At 64.4% G+C, this 12162-nt stretch carries 10 protein-coding genes; 4 read left to right on the top strand and 6 right to left on the bottom strand.

Translation table 11 applies throughout. The features are described 5' to 3' along the window. Positions 1 to 20: 20 nt before the first annotated feature. Positions 21 to 1820: an adenylate/guanylate cyclase domain-containing protein gene (locus LDZ23_RS22660; RefSeq protein ID WP_008348385.1), complete on the bottom strand. Its 1800-nt coding sequence runs from the start codon at positions 1818 to 1820 to the stop codon at positions 21 to 23. Positions 1821 to 2076: 256 nt separating this feature from the next. Then, a complete protein-coding gene (locus LDZ23_RS22665) occupies positions 2077 to 3087 on the bottom strand; it encodes a LuxR C-terminal-related transcriptional regulator (protein WP_033536286.1) in 1011 nt (336 codons plus the stop codon). A gap of 144 nt (positions 3088 to 3231) precedes the next feature. On the opposite strand from LDZ23_RS22665, the gene LDZ23_RS22670 reads away from it, so the two are divergent. After that, positions 3232 to 4857 (top strand): ABC transporter substrate-binding protein, encoded by a 1626-nt coding sequence (locus LDZ23_RS22670; RefSeq protein WP_008348389.1) that lies wholly within the window; start codon positions 3232 to 3234, stop codon positions 4855 to 4857. 15 nt (positions 4858 to 4872) lie between these two features. Here LDZ23_RS22670 and LDZ23_RS22675 read toward each other — a convergent pair whose 3' ends face one another. Further along, complete coding sequence (locus tag LDZ23_RS22675; RefSeq protein ID WP_008348391.1) at positions 4873 to 5250, bottom strand: DUF3331 domain-containing protein; 378 nt, start codon at positions 5248 to 5250, stop codon at positions 4873 to 4875. Between the two features lie 398 nt (positions 5251 to 5648). Between LDZ23_RS22675 and LDZ23_RS22680 the strand changes: the two genes are divergently transcribed. From LDZ23_RS22680 to LDZ23_RS22690, 3 genes are all read left to right on the top strand, one after another. Then, on the top strand, positions 5649 to 5996 hold the full coding sequence (locus LDZ23_RS22680; RefSeq protein WP_008348393.1) for a DUF4148 domain-containing protein: 348 nt from the start codon (positions 5649 to 5651) through the stop codon (positions 5994 to 5996). Positions 5997 to 6024: 28 nt separating this feature from the next. Further along, complete coding sequence (locus LDZ23_RS22685; protein WP_008348395.1) at positions 6025 to 6807, top strand: alpha/beta hydrolase; 783 nt, start codon at positions 6025 to 6027, stop codon at positions 6805 to 6807. A gap of 151 nt (positions 6808 to 6958) precedes the next feature. Next, on the top strand, positions 6959 to 8371 hold the full coding sequence (locus tag LDZ23_RS22690) for an HdeD family acid-resistance protein (protein WP_033536287.1): 1413 nt from the start codon (positions 6959 to 6961) through the stop codon (positions 8369 to 8371). A 12-nt stretch (positions 8372 to 8383) separates the two neighbouring features. Here LDZ23_RS22690 and LDZ23_RS22695 read toward each other — a convergent pair whose 3' ends face one another. The 3 genes from LDZ23_RS22695 to LDZ23_RS22705 all read right to left on the bottom strand — a co-directional run bounded on the left by LDZ23_RS22695 (position 8384) and on the right by LDZ23_RS22705 (position 11893). Further along, a complete protein-coding gene (locus LDZ23_RS22695; protein WP_035473587.1) occupies positions 8384 to 9619 on the bottom strand; it encodes an NYN domain-containing protein in 1236 nt (411 codons plus the stop codon). 80 nt (positions 9620 to 9699) lie between these two features. Further along, positions 9700 to 10095, bottom strand: a complete 396-nt coding sequence (locus LDZ23_RS22700; RefSeq protein ID WP_008348401.1) for an SRPBCC family protein — start codon at positions 10093 to 10095, stop codon at positions 9700 to 9702. A 13-nt stretch (positions 10096 to 10108) separates the two neighbouring features. Beyond that, positions 10109 to 11893: a DNA-binding protein gene (locus LDZ23_RS22705; RefSeq protein WP_033536225.1), complete on the bottom strand. Its 1785-nt coding sequence runs from the start codon at positions 11891 to 11893 to the stop codon at positions 10109 to 10111. Positions 11894 to 12162 lie beyond the last annotated feature (269 nt).

Below are 12162 nucleotides of genomic sequence, written 5' to 3' on the forward strand. Positions count from 1 at the left end.
TCGTCAGGAATGCCTGCGGGCTACTGCAACGGCAAACCCGCGCGCCGCAGCGCGTCCGACCAGATGCGGCCCGTCTCGAACGCCGCGCTCGGCGAACGCTCCAGAAAGCCGCGCACGGTGAGATGCGGCTCGATCGCGAGCACCTTGCGGATCGTGAGCCGCGCATCGTCGACGAGACCGAGTTCCGCCTGCGCGATCGCGAGCGCGCGCAAGGTCGACGTGTTATTCGGCCCGTTGCGCAGCGAATGCTCCGCGAGTTCGATCACGCGCTCGTACTGGCGCGCGGAAAGCGCCGCCGTCGCGCAGAGCGACTCGTAGAAACTCTTCAGCGGATCGAGCGGCGAGAGCGCGAGCGCATGTCCCGTCGCCGCGACGGCTTCGTCGCCCTCGCCCTTGAATGCATGAAGCGTTCCCTTGAGCAGCCACGCGAGCGAATCGTTGGGATTCGCCTCCAGCGCGCGCTCGTAGCAATCCTCGCCGGCATCGAGCTGCTTGAGCAGATTCGTGCGGACGAAACCTTCGACCGCGAGCGCCATCGACGAGCGCGAATCGGCGTCGAGCGCGCGCCGCGAGCAGGCGAGCGCGGAATGCGCCTCGCCGACGCGGTCCGTCGTCCAGCCGCGATTGAAGCGCAGCACGTGCCATTTCGCGAGCCATGCGTAAGGCGTCGCCTGGCCGCGCGCGCGTTCCGCGAGCACGTCGAGCATCTGGCCGGCGCGCTCGAATTCGTCGCGCACGCCGCGATGCATCAGCGCAATCGAGCCGAGCAGCAAGGTCGAGCTTTCGAGCGTCGGCAGCGACTGGCTGCGCGTGCGTTCGAGCTCGTGCGCCACGATCCGCGTGCCAACCGACGTATGAATGTGCGCGACGAGCGTGCTTTCGCCCGCGATGACGGCGTCGATGCTGTCGGTGAGCGTTTCGCCCCAGACGACGCAAGCGAGTTTGGTATCGGCGAGTTCGACGGCGAGCACGATCTTGCCGCCATGCGTGCGATACGCGCCCGACAGCACGTAGCGCGCATCGAGCAGCGCGCCCGCCTGCGACGCGTTCGCGCTCCGGTCACGCAACGCGCTCGTGGATAGCCGAGAGATCACGCGCAGTTCGTCGCTGCCCGAGAGACCGATGATGATGTCGTCGGCGAGAATCTCCCCGAGCACGTCATGGCTCGCGTCGAGGCAGCGCGACGCGAACGGAATCACCGCGATCGAAGGCCGCAGCACCGCCGCGCCGATGGCGTTCGGCGCGATCACCGGACGCGGCCCCGGTCCGCCGAGACGGAACGCGTGCACCGGATGCGCCAGATGCCGCAGATGACACTCGCCGAGATCCTCGATGCACGCGTCGAAAACGCCCGCGAGCCGCGCCTGCACGCAATCCGACATCACGATTTCGCCGGGTCCGGCGAGGTTGTAGAGACGCGCGGCCAGATTCACGCCGCGTCCGTAGACGTCGCGCTCGTCCGCGAAAAGCTCGGTCTCGTGCAGACTCTCGCGCAACATGAGCGGCTCGGCCCCGGCGTTGCCGTCGCCGCGATCGGCCGCGCTCGCCCTGCACGCCGCCTGAATGTCGAGCGCGCAACGCGCCGCCGGCAACGCGTGCTCGAACAGCATCATGAGGCCGTCGCCTTCGGTGCGGATCAGCCGCCCCTGATGCTCCGGCACGATGCGGTTTTCAATGACCGCGCGCAGATTGCGCCAGCGCGCGGCCGTTCCCGCTTCGTCCGCTTCGGCGAGCCGGCACGACTCGACGAGATCGGCGAACAGGATCGTACGCACGACGCGTTGCAACACATTGGCCGTACCGGCAAGTTCCGCGTTCATACTTTCAAGACCGATCGACGGCGCGTCCGTTCGATAACGGATGGCCCATGCTCTCACCGAGATCGCATCAAGCGCAGCAGGACGGCAGACGCGGGTCTCGCGCGGTGTTTGATGATGATTTGAATGGCCGCGACGCCCGGCATCTTTTACTCGCGTCCGATGTTTCGGGTCACGAAATGTCTGCCGCACACCATAACGTAGTCATTGCATCGGTGAATAGCAAGGCGCCTTTTCCGCACTATGTACGGAAGCGTTCCTAAGCGCCTCGATCCTTGTCGGCCTGTAGCCGGCTCGCGATGAGCTGGACCAGATAAAGCGCGAATTCGGGCTCCTGATAGTAGAGCCGAATGGCATCGGCGGCGGAAACGGTTCGCATCTCGCAGTCCGTCTTGCAGATCACCGTCGACGTGCGCCGATGCTCCGGCGAAAAGAGCCCGATTTCGCCGAGCACCGTGCCCGCGCCCAGTTCGATGCCGAGCTCCGAAAGCCGCACCGTGCCCTTCTCGACGTAGAACATCTGGCCGCTCGGATCGCCTTTGCGAAACAGCACTTCGCCGGGCCGGAAACGCTGGCTTTCCATTCTGGCGAGCAGGCGCGCGACCGGAAGCTGACCGCTGATGGCGTGATCGACCTGCGTCTCGCGGATCTTCGCCATGCGCGCCGCAACCGCGCTCGCTTCGCCACGGCTCGATACGTTCAGCGCCTTGAATATCGTCGTGAGATGCGTCTTGACCGTGGCCTCGGCGACATCGAGTTCGCGCGCGATCGTCTTGTTGGAGCGTCCGCGAGCGAGCAGCGCGAGCACTTCGAGCTGACGCGGCGTCAGATGCAGGTTCGGGTCCGGCGCGACGTTTCCGGACGGCATGCGCAATTCGCTTCTCTCCGACGAAAGCAGCGAGCGCGGCAGCGAAACGCCGCCTGCCAGCACGAGGCCGATCGCACCAAAAAGAAGCTCTGCCGAAGCGGATTTCTCGACACATCCCGCGACGCCCGTCGCGATCAGTTCATCGACTTGCTCGCGCGTGGCCATGCTCAACAGCACGATCACGGGCGTCGTTCCGACACGTTCGCGCGCGGCGTCGAGTTGCGCGCGGACATCGTTCAGACGATCGCCGTCCATGACGATGCAATCGGGCTTGCGTTCGTCCGGCCATCGATCGGGAAGACGGTCGGCCGCGTGCACTTCGGCATCCTGCGCGAATCCCCGCAGGAGCGCCGCGACGCCCTCGCGAAACAGCCCCGCCGGTCCGGTCAACAGTATCTTCATGCGATGCATGCTATACCGACTCGCGCGCTCATGCGCGATGGTCGAACGTTCGTCATGCGAAGCGCGCATGCCGTGCGCAAATTGTAAGAGCGTGCTGCGCTGCCTATACTGCATTCGCCATCGGCACACTGCGAGGCCACGCATATGACAGGCAAAAGCAAGCGCGCATGGCGGGCGATTCATGCGCTGCTGGTCGCGCAAGCCTGCATCGCCGATTTCGCCGCCGCGCAGCAGCGCGTGCCCGACAAAAGCCTCGTGTACTGCTCCGAAGCCAGCCCCGCCGGATTCGACGATGCGCAATTCACGTCGTCGATCGAAGCGAGCGCGGCGGGCTATACCGTCTACAACCGGCTCGTGGAGTTCGATCGGGAAAACGGCGATATCGAGCCGGGGCTCGCGCAGTCGTGGGAACGCTCACCGGATGGCCTTCAATACACGTTTTATCTGCGCCACGGCGTCAAGTTTCATACGACTGGCTACTTCACGCCGACGCGCGAATTCAACGCCGACGACGTCGTGTTCACGTTCGAGCGCATGCGCGATGCACAGCATCCGTTTCGCCGCGCTTATCCCGTGTCGTTTCCGTATTTCCGCGACCTCGGTCTCGCGACGAACATCGAGCGCATCGACGCGCCCGATCCCTATACGGTGCGCTTCACGCTCGCACGAATCGATGCGCCTTTCCTGCAGAAAATGGCGATGCCCTTCGCGTCGATACTTTCGCGCGAATACGCCGACAAGCTGCTCGCCGCGGGCCGCGCGAGCGACATCAACTGGCATCCGGTCGGCACCGGTCCTTTCGTGTTTATCGACTACGCGAAAGACGCGACGATCCGCTTCGCGGGCAACACGCAATACTGGAAGGCGAACATCGTCCGGCTGAAATCGCTGACGTTCGCGATCACCACCGATCCGATGGTGCGCCTGCAAAAGCTCAGGCAGGGCGAATGTCAGGTGATGAGCTATCCGCGTCCCGCCGACATCGCGTCGATCAGGAAAGACGCGCGCCTGCAAGACGTGAATCAACCGGGGTTCAATCTGGGCTATCTCGCCTACAACACGTCCAGAGCGCCGCTCGACGACGTGACCGTGCGCCGCGCGCTCGACATGTCGATCGACAAGCACGCGATACTCGACGCCGTCTATCAAGGCACCGCGCGCGCCGCAACCAATCCGATGCCGCCGATGCAATGGGGCTACGACTTCGGCATTCGCGACGCGCCGTACGATCCGGCACGCGCGAAAGCGTTGCTCGCGCAAGCGGGTCACGCGAACGGACTCAAACTCAGGCTATGGGCGATGCCGGTGCAACGCGCGTACAACCCGAACGCGCGGCTCATGGCGGAGATGATTCAGGCGGACTGGGCGAAGATCGGCGTGCAGGCGGAGATCGTCACGTACGAAATGGGCGAGTACGTACGCCGTGCGCGCGCCGGCGAGCATGACGCGCTACTCATCGGATGGAGCGGCAACTATGGCGATCCGGACGACTGGCTCGGCGTGCTCCTCGGCTGCGACGCCGTGAAGGGCGGCAACTTCGCGAAGTGGTGCTACAAGCCCTACGACGATCTCATCAAGGAAGCGCGGGCCACGCTCGATATCGATGCACGCACCGCGCGCTATCAGCAAGCGCAGAGAATCTTCAAGGAACAGGTTCCGTTCACGCCGATTGCGCACGCGACCGTTTATCAGCCGGTCGCGCGCAATGTGACGGGCTTCAGGATCGATCGATTCGGCATGACGCGTTTCTGGGGCGTCGGCATCGACTGATTTCGTCTGACGAGTTCAGGACGGTGTCAGCTCATCGAGCACCGACGCGAGAATCATCGCGCCCGCATTGCCCGGAACCGGACGCGGATTCGGCGCATAAACACGATCGCCGCGACGAATCTCGACGCCGCTCATCGCGCATACGCCGACGGTGCGCGCGCGCATCGCACGCCACACCTGATCGCCATAACAGCAGCGCGTCGAGTCGCGCCATTCGATCGTCGCCGTCGTGCTCGATGGCCGCTCGATCAGCTTCACCGCGACGCGTTGATCGCCGCCTTGCGCGAAAGGACGCCTCGGCGAAGGCGCTTCGAAGCTCGCGCCATCACTCAACGATGTCAGCAGGAAGATCGTTCGCGCCCACGGATCGAGGGCGAGTGCAGCTTCAGCCATGTTCGGCTCCTTGTCGAAGAAATACGTGGAATCGGCATCGCCACTCCAAGGTAATGAAACCGAAATCGCGCGCCAACTGCCCGATGGTTGCGCCGGCCTATATCAAGGTTTAATGCGCGCGGCGGCTGCGCCCGCGAAAACTAACACCTTCGTATGAGCGCATCAGACAGACGGCTGGATTCACGGCGCGCACGCCACGCGAACGTTTAATCGATGCATCGAAGGTTGGTGCACGCACGCTCCTTCGTAGGTGTAGTCGAGCCGTTCCGTGGCCGATACAGTGTCGTCAAGGTCGAAACGCGAACGCAGACCAACGGCCTTATCGAGGGAAACCGAAGAACATCCATTATTTCGGATACCCGATCAATCGCATCACTCAATCCACCTTGGAGTCGATCATGAACAAGTACCTCGTCAGCCTCTCTCTCGTTGTCGCCACGCTCGCCGCGCCCGCGATCGCATTCGCGCAATCGAACGGCCCCGTTACGCGCGCTCAAGTCCGTGCCGATCTCGTCGCCGTCGAGCAAGCCGGCTATAACCCCGCGATTGCGAGCGATCCGTATTACCCCGCGGACATTCAGGCAGCGGAAGGCAAAATCGCCGCGCAACACACCGACGCATCGCAAGCCTATGGCGGCGTACGGACCGGCACGAGCGCATCGGCAGCGAGCGCGTCGAAGCATGCCGCGATGAACAACGCGTGCGTCGGTCCGGCCGACTTCTGCCAGCCGTTCTTCGGCAGCTGATCCATCGTTCGCACTAGCGGAGTCTTTCATGAAGCGAATTTTGCAAGTCGCGTCGGCACTGGCGTTATCGGCTGGCGTGTTGGCATCGGCGAATGTATCCGCGCAAACGCATGCGCCGATCAAGAACATCGTCCTCGTGCATGGCGCATGGGTCGACGGCTCGGGATGGAAGCCGGTCTACGACATCCTGACGCGCGACGGCTATCACGTCACGATGGTGCAGGAGCCACTCACCTCGCTCGACGCGGACGTCGCCGCGACCAAGCGCGTGCTCGACCTGCAGAACAGTCCGACGATTCTCGTCGGTCATAGTTACGGCGGGTCGGTCATCACGGAAGCGGGCGTGCATCCGAACGTCGCCGGGCTCGTCTATGTCGCGGCGCATGCGCCGAACGTCGGCGAGGACGAAGGCGCGCTCGGCAAGAAGACGCCGAGCTTCCTCGCGAAGCAGACGAACGCCGTCGAAAAGACCGCGGACGGCTACACGTATCTGAATCCCGCCGTCTTCCCGAAAGACTTCGCCGCCGATCTTCCGCTCAGGCAAGCGACGTTCGAATCGCGCTCGCAGATCCTGACTGCGGCGCAAGTCTTCACGACGCCGCTCTCCGCCGCGGCGTGGACGACGAAACCGAGCTGGGGCATCGTGGCGGGCGGCGACAAGATCATCAATCCGGATCTCGAACGCTGGTACTACGAACGCGCGCACAGTCACATCACGGTCATTCCGGGCGCGAGCCATTCCGTGTACGAATCGAAGCCGCAGCAGGTCGCGGCCGTGATCGAAGATGCCGCGAAGCATGCGGTGCAGTAGGTGAAAATCGCGCGGCGTCGTGCAGCACGCACGACGCCGCGCACATTCGTCTGGGGTTTGCGCTTCTTGCCGTATCCGCCGTCCATGGCTTATATAGTGTGTGGCCGCGCGTGTCGCGCACGAGGCGTCGAATGACCAGACGGAGGAAGCGATGGTTCGGCTCGTGATGATTCTTCTCGGCGTCGACTATCTGCGCACGCGCTGGCGCTCGGTGATGACGCTCGGCCTGCTCAGCATCGCGCTCGGCGGCGTCATCTTCATCGACGCGCTCGACGGTTCCCTGTACTTTCCCATCGTCCCCTTCGTGCTGCTGATGCTGCTCGAAGGCCTCGCCACGCTGGCCGTCGCGTGGACCGGCATGGGCGGCCAGCGCAAGCTGCGCTACGTGAAGGGCGCGACTTTCTGCCTCTCGGCGCTGCTCGTGCTGTTCGGCGGCGAGCACGGCAATTTCGTGCTGTCGCTCATCTTCGGCACGCTTTTTCTCGTCGATGGCGCGCTCCAGATCATTTCCGCGCGCGTGGTCCGCTTTCGCAAATGGCGTATCGCGATGGCGGGCGGCGTGCTCGAGATCGCCATCGCGATCTTCTTCTATCAGCCGTATCCGGATCACTATGCGGGCACGGTCGCGTATTGCGTCGCGTTCGGGCTTTTCTTCGGCGGCTGGAACATGATCCTGCTCGCGGCGCGCGTGCGGCGCATGGCGGCGAACCCCGCCGTCGATGACGGTGCAACCCACTCCGCTCACGACGACGCGAAGCCCGCCGCGCCATCGTTCGCAGGCGCGGTCTGGGACGGCCCGCCCGCGCCCGGCGAAGCCGCGCTGACGGTGCATGTGTGGACGCCCGTCGGCACGGCGAAGTCGCAACCGCGCAGGCAATTGATCATCGATCGCTATATCGCCGCCGTCGACAGGAACGGCACGATCTCGACCGGCCATGCGGCGCTGGAGACGCCCGAGGGCGTGTACATCAGCCTCTATCCGGCGGTCGAAATCGACCGGTCGCCGGACGAATTCTCACGCACGTTGCGCGCGACGCGCGAGAACGACGTGCCCGGCCTCTTTCAGCCGGACTACGAAACGGAATCGAAGGCGTGGTGTCCGTCGACGCAGCAGGTGCGTATCCGCAATTACGATCCGGCGCGGCTCGCGCGCTTCTGGCAGGAGTATCGGCGCGACACGACGTACAACCTCACGTACCGCAACTGTTCGAGTTCCGTGGCGCGGGCGCTGGAAGCGGCGATCGAAGGCGCGTCGGCGCGCGTGTGGGGCAAAGGCGGCGGATGGAAGCCGCTCGTGCGTATCATGACGACGCCCGAGTTGTGGGTCGCCGCGCAAGTTCGCAAACGCGCTGCGACGATGGCCTGGACGCCCGGCCTCACGCTCGACTATGCGCGCGCGCTCAGCATGCTCGCGGACCCGCGTCACTCGGGCTGGGTGAAGATGGCGCGCATCGCGGTCGCGACGATGTATCGCTCGCGGCAGCGCTGGCGCGCCGAAGAGCACGCCGCCGTGCGCGTTCAAGAGCAAGATGCGTCGGCGACGGCGGAGCAGCGTACCGGCTGACGCGCCGTGGCATCACGATTCGACCGGCTTGTCGGCAGTCTTGCGCGAGCGGTTGCCCCGCGATGACGGCTTGCGCGATGGCTTCTCCGCCTTCGCTTCGGCATCGGGCTCGGCGACGGGCGCGGCGCTTTCATGCGGCACGTCGGCGGCGGCGCTTCGTTTCGCCGCGGTCTTGCGCGACCGGCGCGGCGCGGCGGGCTTTTTCGGTGCAGGCTCGGGAGCGGACGCGTGTTCCTGCGACGGCTCGGGCGTTTCGACCTCGACGGGCGCCGGCGCTTCTTCGACGACGAACACAGGTTCGGGCGCCGCCACGCGTGCAGACTTTCTCCCGCCGCGTTTCTCCTTGCGCCGGCCGTTCGCCGCTCCCTCGTGTTCTTTAGCGGGCGCGACCGCTGGCGGCTCGCTCGGTCTCACGTCCATCGGCGCGACCTGAGCCGTGTGAGCAGAACGAAACACGAACGCGCCGGATTTATCGTCGCGGCCGACTTCAAGCAGACCGCGAGATTGCGCTTCGTCGAGCAGATTGCCGAACGCGCGAAAGCCGTATTGCGTCTCGCTGAAACCCGGCTTGCGGCGCTTGATGGCGCTCTTCAGCACCGATGCCCAGATCTTGCCGCTCTCGCCGCGTTCCGATGCGAGCGCCTCGAAGGTCTCGACGGTAATCGCGATCGCGTGCGACTTGCGCGATTCCATCTCCTGCTTCGGTTGCCGCTCTTCGTCGGACGCGCGCTTCGCATCGCGCTGTTCGCGCTTGGCGATGGCGCGTTGCTGCTCGCGCACGAGGTCGTCGTAGAAGATGAACTCGTCGCAGTTCGCGACGAGCAGATCCGACGTCGATTGCTTCACGCCCACGCCGATGACTTTCTTCGCGTTCTCACGCAGTTTCGACACGAGCGGCGAGAAGTCCGAATCGCCGCTGATGATGACGAACGTATCGACGTGCGCTTTCGTGTAGCAGAGATCGAGTGCATCGACGACGAGACGGATATCGGCGGAATTCTTGCCGGACTGACGCACGTGCGGAATCTCGATCATCTCGAAGCTGGCCTCGTGCATCGCCGATTTGAAGCCCTTGTAGCGGTCCCAGTCGCAATAAGCCTTTTTGACGACGATGCTTCCCTTCAGCAGCAGGCGTTCGAGCACGGGTCTGATATCGAATTTTTCGTACTTCGCATCGCGAACGCCGAGCGCGACGTTCTCGAAGTCGCAGAACAACGCCATGCTGACGCTTTCCTGAGGTCCAGCCATATGGTTCTCCAGCCCGTGCGGCATGTTTGGAATGACCACATGATAGCTTGCCGGCGTTGACTGGAAGGGATACGCGAAAATCAGCGCTTGCCGTAACGGGCCGCAAGCGCGGCGAGATCGCGGCGGACCCAGTCGGCGTCGGCGGCGAATGTGTCATCGGACATGCCGGGCTGGCGGAACAGCGTGAGCGCGATATCGGCGCCCGCGCCGTTCTGATACACGCGCAACGGAACGTAGACCTCGCCGCCATCCGGCAGACCGACGCGATGATCCATGATTCCGAACGCGTTGTGCTCGGTGAAGCGGATCGTCACTTCGCCTGCCGGACCGCGTGCGCGCCAGTGATCGCCCATGTCTTCGAGCGTCGACTGCGCCAGTCCGGACGCCCACGTCGGGAAGACTTCCGGACGCCAGATCGCGTCGTAAAGCTCGCGCCAGTCGCGATCGACGGTGACGGTGAGGGTCCGCGTATGCATCGTCACGCGGATCTCACGTTTCGATCTTCGACATCACCGCCGTGGCCGGATCGTAGCGATAGCCCTTCTGCGCGAGCTGTTGCGCCATCTTGTCGCCGATCAGCTTCTGCTGCGCCTCGCGGAACACGAGCTCGTGATCCGGCTTCAGGCGCTCCAGTTCGACCGCGAGCCGCCGCATCAGCGCGACCTCGCCCGTGCTGCGGGCATCGATGAAAAGGATCTTCTCGTTCGCCACGTCGAGGCGCTGGCGCAGGTCCTTCGCGTACGTGACCCACTGCTCGGCATTGGCGCGAAGGTCGTCGTAGGCCTTCGAATGCGCCTTCGCCTGCGCCGCCACCTGACGCTGCAGCGATGCCAGCTCGGACTCGTCGCCCTGCTCCTTTTCGACGAGACGCTTCGCGAGATCGGTCGCGTTTCTCTCGGCGGCTTCGGCGCGTTCGCGCAACGCGTTGACATCGTTCGATACGCGCGCGAGTTCCGCGCCCTGCTCGGCCTTTTCTTCCATCAGTGCGCTGACCTGCTTGCGGGCTTCGTCCAGCTCGGCGCCGATGCGCTCGGCATGTTCCCGCTGCGCCGAAACTTCCGCGCCGCGCGCAGCCGCGCTTTCGCGCTCCGCTGCCAGTGCGCTGCGCGCGTCGTTCAGTTCCGCTTCCAGCGCGGCGATGCGCGCGAGGTTTTCTCTCGCCTGCGCTTCGGCGGCCTGCGCACGCGTATGCGCCGCGTTGAGGTCCTGCAACAGGCGCTCGGCTTCCGCCGATTTTTCCTGCGATACGAGGCCAAGCGCTTCATGCTGCTGACGCGCCTGATCGCGCTCCTCGGCGATGCGCGCGAGTTCTTCATCCTTGGCCGCAAGCGACGCGCTCAACTGCTCGTGCTGCTGACGCGCCTGATCGCGCTCTTCCGCGATACGCGCGAGTTCTTCATCCTTGCCCGCAAGCGACGCGCTCAATTGCTCGTGCTGCTGCCGCGCCTGATCGCGCTCTTCCGCGATACGCGCGAGTTCTTCATCCTTGCTCGCAAGCGACGCGCTCAATTGCTCGTGCTGCTGCCGTGCCTGATTGCGCTCGTCAACGATGCGCGCAAGCTCCTCGTCCTTGCCCGCAAGCGACGCATGCAGATTCGCCTGCTGCTCGCGTGCCTGATCGCGCTCTTGCGCGATGCGTGCGATGTCCTCGTCCTTGGCCGCCAGCGCCGCGTTCAGCGCTTCTTTCGCCCGCCGCTCTTCTTCGAGCGATGCGTTCACGGTTTCCAATTGGGCACGCTCCGCCGACGCGCGCTGCGCCGCTTCCTCGATGCGCGTCTCTGCGGTCTGCGCGCGTATCGTGGCTGCATCGGCCTCTTCGCGCAGTCGAACGACCGATTCCTCGGACGCCCGCAATGCGCTCAGCATTTCCATCATTTGCTGGCGGTTCTTCGCGGCCTCGTCGCCGGTCTTCTGGAATTCGGCGAGCGCCTCGTCGCGCTCCGCAAGCGCGGTCGAGAGCCGCTGGCTCACGGCGGACAGCCGCTGTCCGGACATCCGCTCGGTTTCGTCGCGCGAGACGGTCCAAAGCCGCCGCGCGACATTCACGAGCGTCTCGGCAAGGTCGTCGGGCAGTCCGGTCGGTGCCTGCTGCTGCGGCATGTCCGGGGACCGCGCCTCGCGCCAGCGCTGCAGGCCGGCCGCGATGGCGACGACGGAGCCGTTTCCGGCCTCCGCCCAAACCGTCAAGGGAGAAACCTTGCGACCTTCTTCGGTCAGTCGATCGGCGATCGACGCGATTTGCTCGTCGGTGATGTTGTCTACGTCTGTGGGCATAAGCGCCTCGAAAATCAGTGGCGTCGCACTCAAAACACTGCGATACATTGTTACGTTCGGCTAAATCCGCGCGGGGCGGAGATGGATGATACCCATTTTCCGCGCTCGACCAATCGAAGCACGTCGCATGCCGTCGAAAATAGGATTTTGTAGCGAGAGTGTATCGTCTGCGGGACCTTGAAACCGTGGCGTAATACGTTATTGACAGAAACGCGTCGAGCCCGGACGAGCAATTTCGTCCGGGCTTTCTAATTCGTTAAATCCGTGCG

Origin of the sequence: Caballeronia zhejiangensis (assembly GCF_022879815.1) — a bacterium.
GTDB lineage: Bacteria > Pseudomonadota > Gammaproteobacteria > Burkholderiales > Burkholderiaceae > Caballeronia > Caballeronia zhejiangensis.